Consider the following 20,966-nt stretch of genomic DNA (forward strand, 5'->3'; position numbering starts at 1 on the left):
AGGACATGTCTTAAAGTCACATCGTGGTCGGGTTGACGATCTTCGTGCCGGTGCCGCCGAGGTACGAGTAGCTGTCGTGCTGGTCCCAGCCGATGATGATGACGCTGAACGGGACGTCGCCGCCGTCGAGGACGTGGACGCCGTCGCCGAGCGGGACGCGGGCGACCTCGTAGTTGCTGTCGGCCACCGGGTTCCACTGGGCGTCGGGGATCGGCACGCCGTCGATGGTGACGGTGGCGCCGGCCTCGCGGGTGAACACCCCGACATCGTTGATCCACGTCGAGGGCACCTCGCCCTCGTTGAGGGTGAGCTCGAACGGCACGCCCGGCTGCCCGGCCGGCACGCCCGGGCCGGCGGCGGTGACCGTGCTCGGCGTGACCGTGATCTTGGTGTTGTCCATCCCCGCGACCGCGCTGGCGTAGCTGTGCTGGAACGTGCTGGTGTTGTCCATCATCGACGTCCACGCGATCACGTGGTTGATCGAGTCGAGGCACTCATACACACGGGGGGCAAACTGGCGACCTACGGCGGTCCATCTTCGTGTTTTAGTAGGCTTAGGTTGTTAGAGAATAGGCATCCGTGGTCGCGCGAGTCCCTCTCAGCCGTCAAGCTGGGGGGCCGCGGATGATTGGGCAAGGAAAAATCCGGAGAAGGCGATACACAGGAAGTGAAGTGCCTTCATTTCGCCAACGCGGTGAGATCGGCAATGGGCTAAATGCGTGGCCTTCGGAGGCTGTGAGAAAATGCATGTTGTCAATTCGTATCGAGCTATCGCTTCCGGCTCGATCGCTGGTAGCCCGCTTTCGCGGAACACGACGGCAGTGGTCGTCGGAGCGCCCGCGATGGCGAGGATGATCGGAGGAACATGAAGTCGAATATGGTGGTTCTTGGGGTAATGGTGGTCGGACTTTGTAATTGCGGGGGTGGTGGCCCAAAGACGAGCGACACGGCCGAACCCGAGCCGGTGGAGAGCTGTAAAACAAATTTTTCACTCTGCCCTCCGGCGATCTACAACTTCCGCTGTTGGAATGAAGGTCCGAACAAGAATTATCATGTGATCGGTGGGATTGCACAACAGCCGGATTGGTACAACGGCTGTGCCTACGTCGATCCGGCTGTTGGCTGGGAAACCGAGGCCAAAGACGCATGCGTCGCACGCTGCAAGAACATCTCCGAGGAGGGATACGTGTGCAAGCAGGAGAACTGGTCCGGCGTGGACGAGGAGCCCGGGCCCCAGACATGTACAGCTCCGGATACACTGAACATGCTGGTGGTCGAACAGGAGCTGGGAACCCTCGCTGCCAACGATGCATCGGCACTGTCGTGCGACTTGTGGGAGGACTGCTTCGACTTCTTCAGTCTTGAAGTCCAAGATGCACTTAGTACTCCGCCGACCCCCACCGTGCGGTACACGGCGGACACGTTGCTCGAGACCGTGCCCTCGGCGTCCTCCGTCACGGTGCTGGGCAACGCCCAGACCGCCCCGACGACCCGAGCTCTGACCGGCGAGGCCGCCTACACGGCGCCGCTTTGCGGGGTTGGCGAGGTCGCGTGTCCCATCTACCTCGCGCAACTCGATCTGTCGGCAGCCTCGGCGTTCTCGGCGACGATCGCGGTGCCCGGCGCTGGGACCGTCACGAAAACCTTCAGTGACGTTGAGATCCACCTCAAGCAGCCGACGCTGGGAATTTGGTTGCCGAACTTCGAGTATGCGATCTTCCCGCCCGATTCACTGGTGTTCACCGTGACGGGCAGCGTGTCGGGTACCGAGGTTGCCGGGGAGAATGGGAGCTACCTGGAGGAGCACATCGTCCGTGGATACGTGTTCGGGACGCTCGACGGCGGGCTGACCTTCTCGGCCGAAGGCGAGCACTCGCTGGTCGACTTCAGTGTGCATGCCGAGTTCGCCCCGTAGCAGTCGCCAAAAACGCCCCACGCCAGCCGCCCGGGTGCTCCCGACGCACCCGGAGGCTTGACCTCGTCGCATCATCCTGGCACAAAAAGATCCTTGACCCGGAGCCTCACGCACGCCTTCGTCCTCGCGCTCGTCGCGAGCGTCACCGGTGCTTGCCGGGAGCCAGACGCGTCGCCGTGGCCGTTGCCCGAGATCGTAGCGACCAGCAAATACATCGAATACGGCACCTGGGCCGAGCCCTCGCAGGTATGCATGAGCGAGAAGCTGGCAGAGATGGATCGCTTCATCGAGGAGACCGCCGAGTTCCTCGAGGTCGCCGTACCCGCCGAGCCGATCGTCTATGTATGGTATCCGATCCTACCCGAGGAGGAGGATTGGCCCTGTTCATCCGACACTGCTTGTTATACCACAATCTCGAGCAACGGGTACATTCCTTCGACCCTACCGTTCGGGGTGCAAACGACGTTCCATGAATTCGTGCATGCCGTGGATAACGCAGGTCTGGGTCGTGGCCATTCCATTTTCGCCGAAGGACTGGCGGAGTACTTGAGCCGCACAAGTGCGAGCATGGGCACGAGCACTCTGGACGGCTTTGCCGAGAAATTCTCGGCAATGCTCGAGGAGGGGATTACCCAGTACGGGCTCGCCATGCATTTCGTGGGCTCTGTGATCCAGAAGCACGGAGTGGATGGCTTCAAACGCCTCCGGAAGGAGGTGCCGTGGGACGCGCGTTTACAGGAATTCACGGCGGCCTATCAGCGAGCCTTGGGGGAAAATCTTGGCTCGGCGTTGATGGAGATGGAACTGCAGCCGATTACCGGGCAATTCCCATGGTACTGCGACGGCGAGGAGGTTCCATGGCCGGACCCAGGCGATCTGGAGGTAACGCTGCGTGGCTCCTGCGGAGACGGCTTCTTCTGGAGCGAGGGGCTCGTAGAAGGGGTCCCCAGCCGGTGGAAGGACTTCGTGCTCGACGTGCCGGAGGCTGGAATTTACACGCTCACGGCCAGCACGGTGACGAGCGAGACGGCGGGAATTTTCGCCGTACTCGATGGTTGCGTCGGGACGGAGTCTGGAAACATCCTCGTCAGCGACGGAGTTCCAGGTATCAATCGATTGGGCCCTGGTCGTCATCTACTACGAGTAGGTCTCCCGGCGGACGCCGCCGAGCCGGGGATGATCGCGAACTTGAAGCTAGAATTCCGCCCACTCCCGCCGTGAGTTGGGGCCTCAATATCTTTTCAAGCGTGTCTTGAGAGACAATGAGGAGGCGCGCTTGCCGCCCGGCCTGCGCAGATCTCGACAGCCGGCCGGCGCAGACGAGGAGATTCACCCGATCGCCGCCGCGCCGGGAATGTCGGCGCGCGCCGGCGCGTGGTAGGGGACGACGATGCGCCCCGACGACCGAGACGGCCCCCGCGCTCGCGCCCGCGCGTGGCTGCCCGACGTCGCGCTGGCGCTCGGCGTGTTCGTCGGCCTCAACGCGCTCGGGTCGCTGGTCGCGGGGCCGCGTTTCGACGTCACGGGGGCGTGGATCAGCCTGCCCGAGGGGACAGGTTCATCTGTCTTCAAGGCCATGTTGGCGGCGCTCCTGATCGCCCGCGGGCTCGGGCCGCTGCGCCGGCGCTCGGTCCGGGTGCTCGCGGTCGCGACGCTGCTGGCGGTCGCGGCGGCGGCGGCGTGGGACACGGCGGTCTACTTCGCGCTGCTGGTGGGCGGGCGGATCGCCACGCCGCTGCCGTTCCCGAGCTCGGTGCTGGTGCTGGCGCTGTCGCTGGCGCTGGCCCGCGCGGCGGCGCGGCCGGGGCCGCCTCGGGTATGGTCTTCGGGACAGGTGGCGCGCGGCCTGGCGACGGCGGCGGCGGTGGCCCTGGCGCTGCCGCTGCTGCTGATGCTGACGTTCGGCCCGACCCGCTACGCCCGCGAGGCCGACGCGATCGTGGTGTTCGGCGCGCGGGTCTACTCGGACGGCACGCCGTCGCTCGCGCTGGCCGACCGCGTCGACGAGGGCATCCGGCTGTACCACCGCGGGCTGGCGCCGGTCGTGATCATGAGCGGGGCGATCGACGAGGGCCACGGGGCCTCGGAGCCGGAGGCGATGAAGGCCCGCGCGGTCGCGGCGGGGGTGCCGGCGTCGGCGATCGTGCTCGACGAGCTCGGGGTCGACACGGCGGCGACGGTCGAACAGACGGCCGAATGGCTGCAGCAGCGCGGGGTCCGGCGGGTGCTCGCCGTCAGCCACTATTATCATCAGCCGCGCGTGAAGCTGCTGTTCGAGCGCGCCGGCGTGCTGGCATACACGGTGCCGGCGACGATGAGCCGGCGCTTGCTCAAGGAGCCGTGGTTCGTCGGCCGCGAGGTGCTGGCGTACTATGCGGCCTGGCTGGCGCCGTTCCTGCCGGGGCGGTAGACGGGGCGCGGAGGACCATCGGCGATCGCGGCGGGATCACGGGCGCCGCTTGCCGACGAACCAGCGGCCGATGTCGAGGACCGTCCCGAGGCCGAGGCCGATCGCGCCGAGCATCAGGAACGTGGCGACGGCCGCCAGGTCCTCGAAGCCGCCGGTGTTGGGCCCGGCGAAGGCGCGCAGCAGGAGCAGGTAGCCGATCAGCAGGCCGATCTGCGCGAACAAAAAGCCCATGCGCGCGCCGAGGAAGCCGAGGAGCGCGGGCGGCCCGGCGATCAGCAGCAGCGACAGCGAGGCGCCGCGCAGGGTCTCGAGCGTGGGCGGCTGGCCGGTGTTGAGGTAGGCGGCCAGCATCGCCAGACCGGTCCAGAGCGCGGCGGTGACGAGGAGGACGACGAGCCAGCGCGGGCTGAGGGCGGGCGGGAGCATGTCTCAGTGTAGCGCCCGCCCGGGCGGACGCCGGTCGCGAAGATCTTTCGCGCGCGGCCGATCGGCGTCAACCCGGCGGCTGGTTGATCTCGCCGAGGCTGAGGCCGCCGGGGTAGGCGTAGCTGATCCGGCAATCGTAGCCGTAGACCTCGATGCCGAACTTGACCGACTGGCTGCGGATGTCGTGCGGGCCGTCGGGGATCAGAAAGCGCGCGTAGGCGAGGTCGCCGACGCCGAGCGGGGTCGGGGCCGGCAGCGCGGCGCCGTCGAGCTCGAGCGTGTCCCAGCCGGCCTCGGGGGCGACCACCGTGAGCATGTCCCAGCCGTAGGTCTCGGGGGTGAGGAAGGTGTAGTTGTTGCGGTACTGGGCGGTCGGCGGGATGAAGGTGATCGCGGGGTCGCCGAGCTCGGTGGTGTCCTGCGAGGGGATGTCGCAGTTCTTCGAGATGAAGGCGCCGGGGTACTCGGCGTCGTTCTTGGGCCCGCTCGACTGGTCCTGGCTCAGCATGTAGTGGGCGACCATGAACGCCTCGGTGCCCTCGACGCGGAACGAGGCGGGCGTGAGCAGCTCGTGGAACTGGCCCTCGTCGAGGGTGACCTCGCCCTGGTGGTCGCCGGTGAAGGTGAGGACGGTGCCGTCCTTGTCGGCGATGAAGCGGTAGAGGTCGGGCTCGTCGCTGCGCGGGCGAAACTTGACCACCGCGTAGTCCTTGCCCCACGCGGTGCGCGGCGGCACCTGCTCCTCGAGGTAGTCTTTATAATAATTCATGCCGGGGCCGGGCAGGCTCATCGCCGGCGAGCCGGTCATGACGGCGACCGGCGCGGTGCTGCTGACGCGCATGCCGGTGAAGTCGGCGACGCTGCCGCTCGGCGAGACGATCCGCAGCGCCTGCTGGGCGTCGACGGTGTGCGTGGTGCTGCCGCCGCCGCCGAGGCCCGGGACGCCGCCGCCGCCCTCCGTCCCGCCCTGCATCGTCGCCGGCATCTCGACGGTCACCTGATTGCCGTCGACCATGCTGATGATGCTGACCCAGCTCGCCGAGAAGTCGCTGTTGTGATAGCTCGGCACCAGGTAGTCCTGGCCCCACGCGTGCGCGGGGAGCAGCAGCGAGGCGTCGGCGGTCGCCACCTGCGACGACGAGTACGGGCTGAATTGATAGGCGACCACCGGCACGTCGCTCTCGAGCCGCAGGACCTGCTTGAGGATCCCCGTCTGCACCGGCATCGCGTGCTGCGTCAGCGCGGCCGACAGCGCCGGGAGGATGAAGGTGTGAAGCTGCTTCGGCGCGACCACGGCGGCCTCGATCACCTCGCCGGCGGCGCCGTAGAGGGTGACGTTGGCGTCGACGTTGCCGCTGGTGTTGGCGGCGACGACGGCCCACGGCAGGTCGGTGTCGCTGTCGCCCACGGTCGGCGCGAACAGGCAGCCGGCGCTGGTCAGGTTCATCGCCGCGAGCTCGCAGGTGCTCTCGTCGACGGGCCCGGTGTCGTTGATGTCGGGCATGGCCCCGAGGTCGAACTTGGCGCCGCTGCCGGTGGTGCTGGTGGAGGTCGGCTCGGCGGTGGTCGAGGTGGTGGGCGGGCTCACGGTCGAGGTCGAGGTCGACGCCTCGGTGGTGGCCGGGCTCGTGGTCGTGTCGGTGGTGGCGGGGAGCGAGGTCGTGCCGGTCGTCGTGCCGCCCTCGGTGGTGGCGGGGGGCGCAGCGGCGCAGGCACAGACGAGGACGTGGAGGCCAAGGGGTAAGCTGCGGCGCATGTGCAGATGGTAGGCCGAACATCGTCTCGATGCGATCGCCCGCGAGTGGTTTCGGACCTGGCCGAACGGTCATGCGCGCGGGCGAGCGCGGGCGTCGGGATTTCGCCGGTAGAGGCGGCGTGGTTAGCCCTCGTCGCCGCTTCGGCGTGGAAGACTCGATGGCGCAACCCGAGCCGTCGACGAACGGGCCCGATCGCTTCTGACGACGGAGGCCCCGGCCCGGCTCCGCGGCCGCGACGACGCCGGCGCCGAGGCGCTCCTGTGCGGCTGCGCCGAGGACGACGCGAGCGGTCACACCGCCGCGCTGCTCGGCGACGCGTACTTCCTGCAGGGGCGGCATGCGCAGGCTGCGGCGTGCTACCGCGCCGCGCTCACGGGGGTGCCGGCGGCCGGCGACTGGGAGGCCAGGGCGGCGCGCGCGTGGCCGTGCGCGCTGGCCGGCGCCGACGCGGCGATCCCTCCGCCGGAGCACTTCTTCGAGCTCGTGGCGGCGGAGCGGCTGGCGAGTGGGCCGCGGCCGTCGACGCCGGCGTGCGACGGCGACGCGCCGCCGGCCGCTCGCTCGCAATGGCTCGAGCCGCTGCGCCGCGTCGGCGACGTCGTCGGCGGGGCGATGACCGTCGTCGCCGGCGGCATGCTGCACGCGCTCAGCGACCTGGCCGGGAAGATCGGGATCGCCGACGAGGTGTGGACCCACGGATACCGCGACGTCACCGGGCTGCCGCAGGTCGGCGACGAGGCCTGGCGATCTTCAAGCTGGCGTACATGCGCCGCACGCTCGCTCCACGTCGCGGCGGCGGCGGCGACGAACTGGAATTATGATGATGTGCTGCTGTGGTGGCTGGTGGCCTCTCGCTCCATCGTCGTCGGCCGCGCCAGAGCCGTAGTGGCGGCCTCGTCATCGATTGACCACACTCCGCGATCGGGTGTGGGCAATCGGCCCCATTAAAAAAACGAGCGCGACGACCTCGTCGTCGCGCTCGCGTCATTCATCGTCGTCGCGCGGCGATCACTGGATGACGCACACCCCGGCGCCGCCCGGGCCGGCGTGCGGGCAGTGGGTCGCGTCGTCGGTCTCCGCGACGCCGGCGTGGTACAGACGGCAGCCGACGGTGTCGCCGGCGGTGTCGGCGGTGGTGCCCGGGTACCAGTGGCTGCACTGATCGAGGCAGTCGGCCTCGTCGTTGTAGAGGTTGAGGTCGTTGGTGCAGTTGGCGAAGTACTCGGTGCAGTACTCCTCGCAGGTCGGCGCGGCCGCGTCGACGCACACGCCGGCGCCGTTCGGGCTGGCGTGCGGGCAGTGCTCGTTGGCGTCGACGGTGCTGGCGACCGTCACGTGGTAGAGGCGGCAGCCGAGCGTGTCACCGGCGGTGTCGGCGGGCGTGCCGACCGGCCACTGGCCGCACTGGTCGAGGCAGGCCTGCATGTTGTCGTACTCGGCGAAGTCGACGCACGCGTCGATGTAGATCCCGCAGTACGCCTCGCAGGTGAGCTCGCCGCCGGTCGTCGTCGTGTCGGTCGTCGTGTCGTCGGTCGTCGCCGTCATGGTCGTCGTCGGGGACGTCGTCGTCGTGTCCGGCCCGGTCGTCGGATTCGTGGTGTCCGTGCCGGTGGTGGTCGTCGCGGTGTCGTCCGTGGTCGTGTCCGTCGTCCCCATGGTGGCCGGCTGCGTCGTGCCGTCTGTGGTGGACTCGGTGGTTGCGTTCCCGCTGTCGCCGCAGGCGACGAGGCCGAGAATCAGCGGGGAGATGAAAATCCAAGCTGCCTTTCGCATCAGGAGCATCCTTCGTAGGTGTGTCGGGGAGGATATCGTAACGAGGCGCCGGACGTTACACGCTCCGAACCGGCCCGTCGGCCGCGCGCTTGCGCTTCGCAAGGTTTACGAATGTGCGATCGAATGCTCGTATTCGGCCGGTGGGTACCGGCAAAAATTTTGTTGAGCCTGCTACCGATCCGTTCGGCCGTCACGTTCGTACTCCCATGTTGGCCCGCATCGGCCGACGCAGGCGGACTCGGCGCGGGCGCGGCCGATTGCGCGGTCGCGTCGCGCGATTGAGCCGAAGCGCGTCGTCGCCCGAGAGAATTTCACAGGCGTCGCGCCGGCCGGAGATCCAAAGCACTCGCAGAGGAGTAGGATGCTCTCGACTTGACGACGGTCGCGGCTCTGGCGGGCCCGGCCGGACGAGGAGGCTCGATGTACAAGAACTTGAGAGCGAAAACGGGGCTGGCGGTCGTCGCCGTGGCTGCGATCTGCGGGGGGAGCTGGTGGACCTCCAACGTCCGCGCGTCCGACCACGACGAGTCGCCGCTGGTGAAGATGGACGCCGCGCAGGACCTCACCGACGTGTATGTCTTCGAGAGCGGCGACAACAAGACGACGATCATCGTCTGTTGGGCCGGCTTCAACGACAGCCGCCCGCAGCCGGACGACTCGGCGCTGTACGACGGCAACGCCCTCTACGCCATCAAAGTCGACAACGACGGCGACAACGAGGCGGACCTCACCTTCTACTGGCGCTACGGGACCAACGCGAAGGACGAGATCGGCATCCAGTGGACGGGCATCCCCGGCACGGACGCGCCGGCGGTCGGTCCGGTGGAGACGGTCTTCGACGCCGGCCAGTTCGCCCGCGTGTGGACGGGCCACGCCGACGACCCGTTCTTCTTCGACGCTCAGGGCTACCTCGAGGCGCTCGACAGCGGGATGGTGGGCTTCATGAACAACCGCGACTTCCTGGCCGGGTACAACGTCACCGCGGCGGCGATCGAGATCGACACGGACGTGCTCACCGGCGGGAACCCGATCCAGGTGTGGGCCACCTCCGCGAGGAAGGAGTAGGAGGCCACCATGAAGAACCACGGATCCATCCACGCAGTCCTCACGGCGGCGCTGCTCTTCGCGGCCGCGTGCGGCGACAACGGCGGCGCCAGCACCGACACCGACGCGACCGCCGGGACGGCCGAGACGACCGACACCACGGCGCCGACGACCGACACCACCGGGCCGACGACGGGCACCGAGACGACGCAGGACGAGACGACGACGACGGCGCCGACGACCACGTCGCCGACGACCACCGACGGCACGACCGACACCGGCGACGACGGGTTCGTGTTCCCGACCGAGCCGTTCGACGCCTACACGCAGATCGACCGCCACGGCGCGGTCGAGGCCGGTACGGCCGGCATCGCCGCGGCGCTGGGCCTGGGCCTGGGCGGCGGGGACCTCTCGATCCGCGACGACTACAACGCCAGCAACCCGGTCGAGGACGCCGCGGGCATGTGGCTGTCCGAGATCGCCATGAGCGTGCAGTTCTTCCACGACTCGTTCGACGACGACCTGATGGCGCTGGGCCTGGTGCCCGCGACCATCGACGAGACGGTCGCGCAGGCCGGGCCGGTCATCGTGCCCGACACGATCAAGTACGACCCGAGCATGCCGACCGGCTACCCGAACGGCCGCGCGCTCACGGACCCGGTCGTCGACATCACCCTCGCCGCCGTGCTGCTCAAGCTCGGTCCCGACCAGCCGCTGACGCTGTTCGCCGACCTGCCGCTGAACCCGCCGGAGAACGACGTGCCGTTCAAGGCCGAGTTCCCGTTCCTGGCCCCGCCGCACCCCGCGCCGTAGCCGGCGTTTGTCGACCGCTCCCCGGGTGTGCCAACCTCCCGGGGAGCCTTTCGCGGCCTCGAAGCGACAGTCATGGACCGCAAAACGATTTTCGTCTCGGCCGTCCTCGCGTTCGCTGCCTCGGCGCTCGTCTCACAGCTCGTCTTCCGCGGCGGGACGTCGGCGCCGTCGGTCGTCGCCACGCAAGCGCGCGCCGCGTCGGCGGGTCCGAGCTATGCGGCGCTGCTCGACGCGATCGACCGGCGCATCGACGGCCTGCAAAAGCGCGCGAACGGCCGCCCCGGCGACTGGTTGACGCGGATGCACCTCGGCTCGGCGCTGCTCGAGCGCGCCGGGCTGACCCATCAGGTCCACGACTTCGCCCGCGTCCAGGCGGTCCTCGACGACGCGTTCTCGATGGCGCCGCCGGGCAGCGGTCCGCTGTTGCTGGCGGCCCGCTTCAACTTCTCGATCCATCGCCTCGGCGAGGCCGAGAAATACCTCGACATGATGGACCGCCGCGCGGTGCCCCGGCGCGACGAGCAGACGAGCGCGCGAGTGCTGCGCGCAGAGATCGCGGTGCAGCGCGGCCAGTACGAGGCCGCGTTCGCGGAGCTGTCCGCGGTCGCCGCGGCCGCGCCGGTGGCGGCGACCGCCGAGCTCGCGCTGTACCACGCGAAGACCGGCGATCCGGCGCAGGCGGAGGCGCTGCTGGCCGAGGCGCTGGAGGCGACCGGCGCCAACGACCCGCGGCGACGGGCGTGGATGAAGCTGCAGCTCGGGATCGTGGCGATGGAGCGCGGCGATCTGCGGCTCGGGCTGAAGCACCTGCAGGACGCCGACGCCGAGCTCACCGGCTGGTGGCTGGTGCAGGAGCACATCGCCGAGATCCACAATCGTCGCGACGACCACGCGCGGGCGATCGAGATCTACGAAGAGCTGGTCCGCACGGCCGACCTGCCGCAGCACATGGACGCGCTCGCGTCGCTGTACCGCCACACCGGCGAGTCACAGCGGGCCGAGGAGCTGATCGCGCGAGCAGCCGCGCGCTGGGAGCAGCAGCTCGCGAGCTTCCCCGAGTCGGCGATGGGCCACGCGCTGCACCACTACCTGCAATTCGGCCCGCCGGAGCGAGCCCTCGAGCTGGCGCGGGCGAACCACGCGAACCGCCCGGGCGGCGACGCGCAGGTGTCCCTCGCGCATGCACTCTTGAACATGGGCCAGCCGGCCGAGGCTCTGGCCGTGGCGGAGCGAGCGCTCGCCTCGCCGTACCGCACGCCCCGGCTGCACGACGTCGCGGCGAAGGCCCACGCGATGCTGGGCCACACGCAGGCGGCCGAGGAGCAGACGGCGCTGCTGCTGGCGATGAACCCGCGCTACTCGAGCGACGACCACTCGCACTGACGCGGCCGCGCGCGGCCGCAGCGAGATCTCCCGCACCCGTCGCGCGAGCTCGCACGAGCGTACACGCGAGCGCGCGCCCGGCGTCGATGGGCTGATGAGTTGATCGCGTCGCTCCGCCCGGTCCCGCTCCTCGCCTGCGGCTGCGACCTGGGCGGTCGCGATCGAGCCTGTCCCAACGGGCATGTCCGAAAGGACTGCCTGGCACGCGGCCGAGGGGAGCGCCCTTGAAGTCAGGCGGGGGCGAGCGGCAGCGCGGCGATGTAGTCGTCGAGGGCGGCGCGCAAGAGCTGGCCGATGCGCGCGAGCGCGTGCGGGACGAGCTCGTCGCCGTAAAGCAATTGATCGTACTCGGCCATCGCCCGCGAGTACCAGCGGTCGCGGTCGTGCTCGGCCGCGTGGATCGGATAGATCGCCTGGCGCCGCAGCTCGAACAGCTCGCCCAGGGCCTCGTGCGGGCCGGCGATGCAGCTCTGCACGGCGAGGCAGGCGAGCCGCGCGCCCTCCCACGCGTAGGCGCGCTCGTTGAGCGCGGGGTCGGTGTCGGCCGCCTCGGCCGCGTCGGCGCAGCGCTCGGCGATCCGCTCGGCTCTCTTGGCGAGCTCGCGGACCTCCTGCGCGATCTGTCGCTGGCGCTCGACGTCGTCGCCGGCGAGCGCGCCGCGGAAGTCGGCCAGGCGCGCGAGCAGGAGGTTGCGCGTGTCGTCGTCGCAGGCGCCGCACAGGTCGCGCAGCAGGTCGGCGGTGTAGTCGAGCGCGAGCCGGGCGGCCAGCTCCTTCGGCCACGGGAGTCGAGCGGTGGCCGGCGCGGTCAGCTCGAGGCCCTCGTCCCAGGCCTCGCCGAAGGCGATCGCGTCGAGGATCGACCACGGCTGCTCGCCGTTGAGGGTGTAGCTGGCGCGGCCGCGGGTGAAGGTCCACGGGACGGCGCGGCCGTGGCGGAGGATGGCGGCACGCACGAGCAGGGGCCCGGGGTCGTCGTCGTCGATGCCGAGCTCGTCGTTGAGGTCGACGAGCGCCTGGCCGAGCCGCTCGAGCTGCGGGAGCGTGAGGGCGTGCGCCCGGTCGATCGCCAGCAGCGCCGCCGGCTCCTCGGCCTCGATGGCAGCAGCGATCTGCCGCTCCAGCTCCTCGTCGCTCAGGGGAGACATTTCGAGGCGAAACGATAGCCGGCGCCCGGCGCGGCGCGCAAGCGGCTGCAGCGGACGGCGCGCGAGCCTGCGCGTCGGCCACGAACATGTCCGATGGGACATGTCGTGATATTGTCCGAGGACCGGGCGAGGGCATGAGGCCGCCGCTCGCCCGCATTCTCCCAACAATGCTCGTCCGGGCAGTTCACCCGGGCACCGTGGTCCACACGTGGTCCATCGCCGGGAACATGATGTCGCTCGGCTGGGCGAGGTCGCGGAGGAAGTTGTCGAGGTAGAGGATGGCGACCTCCCAGCCGCTGCCGGTGCCGCGGGCCTCGTCGGCGGTGCGACAGGCGAAGTGCTCGAGCTCGAGCAGGGTGCCCGCGCCGTCGCGCGCGAGGCGGAGCTCGACCTCGCTCTCGCCGCAGTCGCCGTAGCGCCAGGTGGTGCGCAGGAGGGTCGGGGCCTCGCACGCGAGGATCTTGCAAGTCGTGGGGTGCGGCTGCGACAGGTCGAGGACGACGGTGCCGCCGACCGCGAAGGCGCCGCTCGGCTTGCCGAACCACTTCGGGATCACCGCGGGGTCGGTCCAGGCCGCCCACACGCGCTCGATCGGCGCGTCGAGGCGGCGGCGCAGCAGCGACGACCACGAGCTGCCGTGATCGCGGAGCTCGCGGCCGGTGCTCGCCGACCAGCGGAAGTACTCGTCCATGACGTCCATGCGCTGGGCGTAGTCCCGCTCGGCGACCTCGTGCGTCGACCAGAAGCCGCGCGGCGGCTGGTCCGCCAGCACGTCGTCGAGGAGCGCCAGGTGGGCGTGCCAGCCGGAGGCGGTGCCGACGAGGTCGTCGCGGGTGGCCAGGCGCCGGGAGGTCACGAGGAGGCGCACCTTGTCGTCGACCGGGGTGAGCTCGAAGGACACCTCGGCGGCGCCGCCCCAGGTGAGCTTGAGCAGCCGCGGCGCGTCACAGGCGAGCACCGTCTCGACGCCGTGCGCCCCCTCGGCGCTCTTGTAGCGCTCGGGGTAGGCCTTCTCGTGTGAGAGCGAGGCGTGGTCGAAGCGGAGCTCGGCGCGACCGCCGGCCCGCAGCTCGAACTCGCCGGCGGCGAGCCAGCGGGCGCGTTTGTCGGACTCGGTGATGTAGCGCCAGACCCGCTCGATGGGGCCGGGGAGCACCCGCTCGAGGCGTACGGTGCCGGGTTCGAGGATCTGTCCGTGGTCGTTCATCGTCGCTCCTTTCAATCGGGGTCGTCTTCGGCGAGCAGGGCCTCGAGCGCGTCGAGCCTGCTGGACCAGAACGCGCGCGTCTGTTCGACCCATGCCGCCAGCTCGTCGAGGGGCCTGCGGTCGGCGGTGAGGAGGTGCTCGCGGCCTGCCACGCGCCGGCGCACGAGGCCGGCGCGCTCGAGCACGCGGATGTGCTTCGAGACGCTGTTGAGCGAGATCGGGAACCGCTCCGCGACGTCGGTGACCCGCGCCTCGCCCCCGCTCAGCCGCTGAAAGATGGCCCGTCGCGTCGGGTCGGCCAGCGCCGACAGGGTGTGGTCGAGGCTCATGCGCGAAGATGTTCACCCATTTGGGTGAATGTTGCAAGCGCGAAATCGTGCGGGCCCCAGGGGGGCCCAGGAGCCCGCGTGGCGGTGAATGCGCGGAAATGCGCAGGTCGCGAGCAAGGCCGAAGCTGTCCCTGAAGACATGGTCTTCGGGCCTGCTCGGCGGGCGGTCACAGGGCCGCGGTGTTGTCCTTCGGGTTGCGGTCGATCAGGAGGTTGCGCCCGTCGATACCGACGCGGTGGGGCGCCCCCTCGACGACGACGTCGAGCTCCATCTCGCCGGCGGTGAACTTCCGCCGCTCTTGCCACAGCGGCGCGCCGATCTCGTAGTCGCGCGGACCCGGGGCCGCGAACACGCCGACGTCGATGTAGTCGGCCAGCGGGACCTCGGTCTCGACGCCGAGGCCGTCGGCCCGCAGCTTGCGGGCCGCGACCTTGAAGCGGACGCGGTGCTTGCCGCCCGCGAGCGGCTCGCTGGTGGCCTCGAGGACCCTGTTGTCATAGAGCGTGATCGTCTCGAACAGGTCCTCGATCAGGTACGCGTATTCGGGCGGGGTCTGCTCGCGGAGGCGGGCGACCAGGTCGCGCGCGGTCGGGAGCGGCGGCGGCTTGTAGGCGAACTCGTCGCGGAAGGCGGCCAGGGCGGCGTTGACCCGCTCCTCGCCGATGTACTCGCGCAGCGCGTAGAACACCAGCGAGCCCTTCTGATAGTGGATGTACATCTGGAACTCGTTGAGGGCGAGCGGCATCTCGGCCTTGCTCTCGCCGGCGCGGCCGGTGAGGTAGCCGCGCAGCTCGTGGGCGAGGAACCGCTTCATCGCCTGCGGGCCGTAGCGCTTCTCCATGACCATCAGGGCGGTGTACTCGGCCAGCGACTCGGTCAGCATCGACATGCCCTGGGCGTGGCCGCCGGCGACCTGGTAGGCCCACCACTGGTGAGCGACCTCGTGGGCGGTGACGAAGTACGGATAATCGAGGTCTTCGGGGTCGTCGGCGCGGACGCGGGCGATGAAGCCGATGCTCTCGGAGTACGGGATGGTGCCCGGGGTGGCCAGGGCGAATTTCTCGTAGCGCGGGAACTCGAGGATCCGGAAGTGGCGGTGCGGGTAGGGGCCGAAGTTCTGCTTGCAATAGTCGAGCGAGCGCTTGACCGACTCGACCATGGCGGCGAGGTTGTATTCGTGGCCCTTCTGGTAGTAGACCTCGATCGCGACGCCGTCGTGGGCGTCGCGCAGGACCTCGTAGCGGGCCGAGAGGAACGGCAGGGAGGCGCGGATCTTGCTGTCGGGCGCGTAGGCGAAGCAGCGCCGGTCGCCCTCGGTCCACTCGCGCTGCAGCTCGCCCGCGGTGACGGCGATCTGGTCGCCGGCGGTACACACGGTCCCGGTGTACTCGATCCAGTCGGTGGCGGGCTCGTTGGCGAAGCCGTCGCGCGCGCGCGGGTCGTCGATCGACGGCAGCCGCGGGCGCTCGGGCAGGCCCTGCTCCTTGCGCCGGTCGTCGTCGTCGAGCTCCCGCGATCTCTGGTAGCCCAAGCTCGGCAGCAAGGCGAATTGGGTGAAGAAGCTGCCGTTGGCGACGAGGGCGGTGTTGCGGCCGAGGTTGCCGAAGCCCTCGCGCAGGTCGGCGATGTCGAAGCGCAGGCTCATCTCGGCGCCCGGCGCCAGCGGCTCGGCGAGGCGATAGATCCGGTAGCGGATGCGCTCGTCCGCCTCCGTGAGGGTCGCGGGGCGGTCGAACTCGAGCGCCCGGATCTCGAGCTCGTGGGGGAGCAGCACGTGGACGGTCTCGATCGGGGCGGCGTGGCGGTTGACGAGCCTGAAGCGGCCGACGGCGGTGGCGTGGCCGCGCTCGGGGAAGATGTCGACGCGGACGTCGATGGCCTCGACGTGCGGCTGGGGCGAGCCCTGGTACAGGCTGTATTTGCGCTCGTACTCGGCCCGCAGCGCGTCCTCGTCTTCGCTGCTGCGGTAGATGTTGCGGACGTTGGTGTTCCAGTAGACGTAGCCGCCGACGCCGAGCCAGGCGGCGCAGGCGAGGGCGAGGGCGGCGGCCCAGCGGCGGTTCATCCGCGCGCGCGCCAGCCGGACGCGGTCGCGCAGGCCGGCCGGGGTGCCGTGCACGAGCCACGGGCGGGCCAGGACCAGCAGCAGCACCGCAGAGGCGAAGTGATAGAGGTTGAACCATGCCGCGGCGGCGACGTGCGGGCCGTATTCGTTCATCGCCGAGTATTCGACCTGCGGGGACCAGGCGAAGCGCAGGAGGTTGTGGTCGATGCCCCAGGCGCCGAAGGCCTGGACCAGGACCCAGTAGACGAACGCCAGCAGCAGGCCGAGGTACTTGTGGTCGGCGACGACCTGGAAGAACACCCCGAGCATGCTGAGCAGCACCAGCTCGGGCCAGTAGAAGCCGTAGAGGACGCCGAGGTAGACGCCCGGCTCGTAATGATGATAGCCCTTCATCGTCTGGACCAGGACGCCGCCGGCGATCATCACCGCGATCAGGGTGGCGTACACGAGGGCGAGGCAGACGAGCTTGGCGACCAGGACGGCGGTCGGCGAGGTCGGGGTGACGTCGAGCAGCTGGTCGCTGCGGAGCGCTCGCTCGCGCCACATCAACTCGCCGGCGTAGAGCGGGACGAGGATGATGAAGAACAGGCGGGCGTGGTTGCGGATCACGTCGATCATCGCGTACGTGACCGGCCAGGTGGGGGTGCCCCACAAGACGTCGGCGTAGCTCGAGCCGTGGACGGTGAACAGCACGCCGACCGCGGCGAAGGCGAGGAAGGTCCGGTCGCGCACGAGGCCGAGGTAGTAGAAGCGGACCTGCGCGAGCAGGCGCGTGAGGTCGACGGCGAGGCCCCGGCGCGGGGTGACGACCGGCAGCGGCGCGGGCCGGCGTGCGACGCCTTCGAGCTCCAGCCAGCGCCGCGGCTTGCGGCCGCGGATGCCGCGAGCGGCGTCCATGCGGAACACCGCGTGGGCCGCGAGGAGCGCCAGCAGGGCGAGGCCGATCCACAGCAGGCGGTTGTAGAGCAGGAGGCCCTCGAGCGCGGTGACGAGGGTGTTCTTCTCGACGATGGTCCAGTAGCGCTCGGCGAGGTCGGTGGTGGCGAGGCCGAACGGGTCGAGCAGGCCGGCGAAGAGCTCGTTGTCGAGCTTGCTCAGCGACTCCGTGGCGATCGAGTAGCCGAGGAAGAACATTACGCCCTGCACGTACACGGCCATGTAGCTGCGGGTCAGCACGCCGACGGCGAAGTACAGCGCGGACAGCAGGAAGGTGTTGGGCACGACGTAGAAGACGAGCGGGACCAGGTAGGCGCCCGGGACGTACGGCCCGAGCTTGTCGGGGTCGAGCCACGGCATGTGCGCGCCGAGCCACAGGCCGATCACGCTGCAGGAGAACACCAGGAGGTTGACGACGTAGGCGCCGAGGAAGCGGCCGAACACGAAGCTCGACTTGCGCAGGCGGGTGGTGAACAGCAGCTCGTGGGTCTTGAACTCGAAGTCGCGGAGGACGGCGGTGCCGGCGATCGCGGACACGAGGACCGAGCCGATCAGGGTGACGTGCGCGACGCTGCGGTTCAGCAGCCACGGCGCGTCGAGGTTCACGGCGCCGCCGAAGACCATGCTGGCGAAGCCGGTGGCCGTGAACAGGAACGCCAGCAGCAGCACCGCCAGCATGTAGAAGTAGGTGACGGGCCGCTGCAGGTGATACGCCAGCTCGTGGCGGGCGAAGCTCAGGAGCTGGGTCACGGCGCCCTCCGCGTCCGGCCGGTGATGTGGAAGAAGTACACGTCCTCGAGGTCGGGCTCGATCGGCTCGAAGCCGGGGCCGGGCGACTCGGGGTGGTGGACGTGGACGAGGGGACGACCGGCGACGAGGCGGGTCGCGATCACGTGCAGGTCGCGCTGCAGCTCCGGCAGCTCGGTTCGGGTGGTGACGCGGCGCCAGATCTGCCCGCGCAGCCCGGCGACCGCCGCCGCCGGCGAGCCGGCGTACAGCACCTCGCCGTGGCTGATGATCGCGAACTGGCTGCACAGCTCGTGCACGTCCTCGACGATGTGCGTGCTGAGGATGACGACGATGTCCTGACCGATCTCGCCCAGCAGGTCGAGGAAGCGGTGGCGCTCGGTCGGGTCGAGGCCGGCGGTCGGCTCGTCGACGATCACGAGGCGCGGGCGGCCGAGCAGGGCGATGGCGATCCCCAGGCGCTGCTTCATGCCGCCCGAGAAGCCGCCCACGGCCTGCTTGCGGACCGGGGCGAGGTTGGTCTGCTCGAGCAGGGCGCCGACCTGGGCGGCGCGCTCGCGGCGGTCGATCACGCCCTTCAGCACGGCGAAGTGGTCGAGGATCGTCTCGGCGGAGAGGTTGGGGTAGAGGCCGAACTCCTGCGGGAGGTAGCCGAGGACCTCGCGCAGGCGCTCCTTGTGCTTCAAGACGTCGAGGGCGCCGAATTCGACGGCGCCGCTGTCGGGGTCCTGGAGCGTGGCGAGCGTGCGCATCAGCGTCGACTTGCCGGCGCCGTTCGGTCCGAGCAGGCCGAACATGCCGGCGGAGATCGCCAAGTTGACGTTTTTCAGCGCGCGTACGCCGTTGGGATAGGTCTTACAGAGATCGCGGACTGTCAGTCGAGAACCATCGGGAGCCATCGCGGTCCTGACAGCGCGCACTCGCGGTGGTTCCCGCGCCATGACGATGGATGGCGACCTGGGGCGGCGCACTCGCCGCGGGCGATCCCGGCCGGCCCCTGAACGAATGATGCGTGGTGTCGACATTCGAATGTCGACACCCTGTCGTCACGACAATGTCCCGAAGGACAGGCGTGCTCGACCTCGTGCGCCTGCGCGGCACCGTGCGAGCGTCCACGCGGGCCGCGCCAAGGCTCAACGCATGGAAGACTCGACGATGCCGGCGAGGGGCCCGCGGGTGCTGGCCAGCGTGGTCGCGCTGTGGCGGTGAGCTGGGTCTGGGCCCGGCGCTGACCGGGTTCAGGGAGTCGCGCGGGCGACATGATGCGCTTCGAGACATGTTCGAAAAGACAGGCGTTTCGGCGAGGTGCGAGGCGCGGAAACGAGCGCCACACGAGCGAAATCGGACATTTGACTTTAGTCGACAATATTGAATATTGTTTCGCATGCTCAGCTTCACCACGCCCGACAGGCTGCAGGCGCTCGCGGTCGTGATGTGCCTGTCGGCCTGCAGCGAGGAGGTTGCGATGACCGAGACCGAGGTGGCGGCCGCCGACGAGGCGGCGGTGTTGCGCATGTTCGAACGGGTTCTGCGCGGCGTGGCGGGGGTGCCGAGCGGGCCGCTGCGGCCGCAAGGAGGATCGTGATGCGGCTCGCGGTGTTCGGCGCGACGGGTGGCACCGGCGAGCAATTGGTCGAGCAGGCGCTGCAGGCCGGGCACGCCGTGACGGCGGTGGTGCGCCGGCCGGAGGCGGTGAAGCTGCAGCACGCGCGGCTCACGGTGCGCCGCGGCGACGTGCTCGACGCGGGCGACGTCGAGGCGGCGATCGCGGGTCACGACGCGGTGCTGTCGGCGCTCGGGCCTCGCAGCGCGCGCGCGCCGACGACGATCTGCCGGGATGCGGTGGGCCACATGCTGGCGGCGATGGAGCGCTGCGGGGTGCGGCGGATCAGCTGCGTCTCGTCGCTCGCGCTCGGCGACGGCGCGCTGCAGTCGTGGCCGGCGCGGCTGTTCATGCGCCACGTGCTGCAGCCGCTGCTGCGCCACCCGTTCGACGACCTGCGGGCGATGGAGGCGAGGCTGCGCTCGAGCTCGCTCGAGTGGACGATCGTGCGGCCGCCGCGGCTGACGAACGGGCGGCGGCTCGGTCGCTATCGTTACGCGATCGACACGCCGCTGGCGCGGGCGACGACGATCTCTCGCGCGGACCTCGCCGACTCCATGCTGGCGCACCTCGACGACCGGGCGACCGTACGCGCGGTGGTCGAGGTCGCGTACTGACGCCGCGGCTGCGGTATGGTGGCCGCGCCCGAGACGACGCGATGGCGAAGCCCGAAGCCCGTCCGTATCACTCGCCCGCGCGCCGCCGCCAGGCCGACGCGACGCGCCAGCAGATCCTCGCGGCCGCGCGCACGCTGCTGGCGGCGCACGGCTACGAGGGCACGACGATCGACGCGATCGCCCGCGCCGCAGGCGTGGCCGCGCCGACGGTGTACGCGGCGTTCGGCTCGAAGCGCGGGATCGTGGCGGAGCTGATCAATCAGGGGCGGTTCGGGCCGGCGTACGAGACGGCGGTGACGGCGGCGCTGTCGACCGCAGAGCCGGCGCAGCGGCTGGCATTCGCGGCGAAGATCGCCCGCACCGTCTACGAGGGCGAGCGCGCCGAGATGGAGCTGCTGCGCGGGGTCGGGGTGGTGGCGCCGGAGCTGGCGGCGCTCGAGCGCGAGGGCGAGCTCGACCGCCGCGAGGCCCAGCGCGTGGTCGTCGAGGCGCTGGCCGAGGCGGGGCAGCTGCGCGAGGATCTCGACGTCGAGGCGGCGCGCGACGTGCTGTGGGCGATGACCGGTCGCGAGCTGTTCCGTCTGCTGGTGCTCGAGCGCGGCTGGTCGGCCGATCGCTGGCAGGAGTGGTTGGCGGAGATGCTGGCGTCGGCGCTCCTGCGCGACGACGCGGCGGGGCGCAAGCCGACGAAGAAGAAGCGAGGGTGAGCTGCGACGAGCGCGCGGCTGCGGCGAGGTCCGTGGGGTGATGCCGGGGGCGTGAGGCGATCGAGCCGCGATCGCCGAGCCTTGC

Annotated in this window: 19 protein-coding genes; 10 read left to right on the forward strand and 9 right to left on the reverse strand. The window is 69.9% G+C overall.

The genetic code is table 11. The features are described 5' to 3' along the window. Window positions 1-16: 16 nt before the first annotated feature. The gene (locus NAEX_RS25340; RefSeq protein WP_096330055.1) at window positions 17-502 is read right to left on the reverse strand and encodes a hypothetical protein; all 486 of its coding nucleotides are present in this window, start codon (window positions 500-502) and stop codon (window positions 17-19) included. Between the two features lie 363 nt (window positions 503-865). Here NAEX_RS25340 and NAEX_RS25345 point away from each other — a divergent pair, with 363 nt between their 5' ends. From NAEX_RS25345 to NAEX_RS53910, 3 genes are all read left to right on the forward strand, one after another. Then, a complete protein-coding gene (locus NAEX_RS25345; RefSeq protein ID WP_143140277.1) occupies window positions 866-1,915 on the forward strand; it encodes a hypothetical protein in 1,050 nt (349 codons plus the stop codon). Window positions 1,916-2,008: 93 nt separating this feature from the next. Then, window positions 2,009-3,136, forward strand: a complete 1,128-nt coding sequence (locus NAEX_RS25350; protein WP_096330057.1) for a hypothetical protein — start codon at window positions 2,009-2,011, stop codon at window positions 3,134-3,136. A gap of 169 nt (window positions 3,137-3,305) precedes the next feature. Further along, window positions 3,306-4,325 (forward strand): YdcF family protein, encoded by a 1,020-nt coding sequence (locus NAEX_RS53910; RefSeq protein WP_096330058.1) that lies wholly within the window; start codon window positions 3,306-3,308, stop codon window positions 4,323-4,325. A gap of 36 nt (window positions 4,326-4,361) precedes the next feature. Here NAEX_RS53910 and NAEX_RS25360 read toward each other — a convergent pair whose 3' ends face one another. Further along, on the reverse strand, window positions 4,362-4,751 hold the full coding sequence (locus NAEX_RS25360; protein WP_096330059.1) for a hypothetical protein: 390 nt from the start codon (window positions 4,749-4,751) through the stop codon (window positions 4,362-4,364). A 67-nt stretch (window positions 4,752-4,818) separates the two neighbouring features. Then, entirely contained in the window at window positions 4,819-6,507 is a 1,689-nt protein-coding gene (locus NAEX_RS25365) for an IgGFc-binding protein (protein WP_096330060.1), read from the reverse strand. 379 nt (window positions 6,508-6,886) lie between these two features. Between NAEX_RS25365 and NAEX_RS25370 the strand changes: the two genes are divergently transcribed. Continuing rightward, complete coding sequence (locus NAEX_RS25370; protein ID WP_096330061.1) at window positions 6,887-7,456, forward strand: hypothetical protein; 570 nt, start codon at window positions 6,887-6,889, stop codon at window positions 7,454-7,456. A 60-nt stretch (window positions 7,457-7,516) separates the two neighbouring features. On the opposite strand, the gene NAEX_RS25375 is transcribed toward NAEX_RS25370, so the two are convergent. After that, complete coding sequence (locus NAEX_RS25375) at window positions 7,517-8,281, reverse strand: hypothetical protein (RefSeq protein WP_143140278.1); 765 nt, start codon at window positions 8,279-8,281, stop codon at window positions 7,517-7,519. A gap of 432 nt (window positions 8,282-8,713) precedes the next feature. Here NAEX_RS25375 and NAEX_RS25380 point away from each other — a divergent pair, with 432 nt between their 5' ends. From NAEX_RS25380 to NAEX_RS25390, 3 genes are all read left to right on the forward strand, one after another. Beyond that, window positions 8,714-9,346 (forward strand): DUF4331 family protein, encoded by a 633-nt coding sequence (locus tag NAEX_RS25380; RefSeq protein ID WP_170136002.1) that lies wholly within the window; start codon window positions 8,714-8,716, stop codon window positions 9,344-9,346. Between the two features lie 9 nt (window positions 9,347-9,355). Beyond that, on the forward strand, window positions 9,356-10,138 hold the full coding sequence (locus NAEX_RS48260; protein WP_100792793.1) for a DUF4331 family protein: 783 nt from the start codon (window positions 9,356-9,358) through the stop codon (window positions 10,136-10,138). 72 nt (window positions 10,139-10,210) lie between these two features. Continuing rightward, entirely contained in the window at window positions 10,211-11,521 is a 1,311-nt protein-coding gene (locus NAEX_RS25390) for a tetratricopeptide repeat protein (protein ID WP_096330064.1), read from the forward strand. Window positions 11,522-11,751: 230 nt separating this feature from the next. On the opposite strand, the gene NAEX_RS25395 is transcribed toward NAEX_RS25390, so the two are convergent. The 5 genes from NAEX_RS25395 to NAEX_RS25415 all read right to left on the reverse strand — a co-directional run bounded on the left by NAEX_RS25395 (window position 11,752) and on the right by NAEX_RS25415 (window position 18,853). Next, window positions 11,752-12,669, reverse strand: a complete 918-nt coding sequence (locus NAEX_RS25395; RefSeq protein ID WP_096330065.1) for a hypothetical protein — start codon at window positions 12,667-12,669, stop codon at window positions 11,752-11,754. 184 nt (window positions 12,670-12,853) lie between these two features. Further along, window positions 12,854-13,876: an SRPBCC family protein gene (locus tag NAEX_RS25400; protein ID WP_096330066.1), complete on the reverse strand. Its 1,023-nt coding sequence runs from the start codon at window positions 13,874-13,876 to the stop codon at window positions 12,854-12,856. 11 nt (window positions 13,877-13,887) lie between these two features. Then, a complete protein-coding gene (locus NAEX_RS25405) occupies window positions 13,888-14,205 on the reverse strand; it encodes an ArsR/SmtB family transcription factor (RefSeq protein WP_096330067.1) in 318 nt (105 codons plus the stop codon). A 167-nt stretch (window positions 14,206-14,372) separates the two neighbouring features. Beyond that, window positions 14,373-17,957: an ABC transporter permease/M1 family aminopeptidase gene (locus NAEX_RS25410; RefSeq protein ID WP_096330068.1), complete on the reverse strand. Its 3,585-nt coding sequence runs from the start codon at window positions 17,955-17,957 to the stop codon at window positions 14,373-14,375. Then, entirely contained in the window at window positions 17,954-18,853 is a 900-nt protein-coding gene (locus tag NAEX_RS25415; protein WP_096330069.1) for an ABC transporter ATP-binding protein, read from the reverse strand. Before NAEX_RS25415 ends, NAEX_RS25410 begins: the two co-directional genes overlap by 4 nt. Window positions 18,854-19,338: 485 nt before the next feature. Here NAEX_RS25415 and NAEX_RS25420 point away from each other — a divergent pair, with 485 nt between their 5' ends. From NAEX_RS25420 to NAEX_RS25430, 3 genes are read left to right on the forward strand one after another with little or no spacing between them, the layout of a single operon-like run. Then, window positions 19,339-19,539 carry a hypothetical protein gene (locus tag NAEX_RS25420; RefSeq protein ID WP_096330070.1) on the forward strand — a complete coding sequence of 67 codons (201 nt, stop codon included), beginning with the start codon at window positions 19,339-19,341 and terminating at the stop codon, window positions 19,537-19,539. Then, window positions 19,539-20,174 (forward strand): NAD(P)-dependent oxidoreductase, encoded by a 636-nt coding sequence (locus NAEX_RS25425; protein ID WP_096330071.1) that lies wholly within the window; start codon window positions 19,539-19,541, stop codon window positions 20,172-20,174. Before NAEX_RS25420 ends, NAEX_RS25425 begins: the two co-directional genes overlap by 1 nt. A 41-nt stretch (window positions 20,175-20,215) precedes the next feature. Continuing rightward, a complete protein-coding gene (locus tag NAEX_RS25430) occupies window positions 20,216-20,881 on the forward strand; it encodes a TetR/AcrR family transcriptional regulator (RefSeq protein ID WP_096330072.1) in 666 nt (221 codons plus the stop codon). Window positions 20,882-20,966: the final 85 nt, after the last annotated feature.

Source organism: Nannocystis exedens (assembly GCF_002343915.1).
GTDB lineage: Bacteria > Myxococcota_A > Polyangia > Nannocystales > Nannocystaceae > Nannocystis > Nannocystis exedens.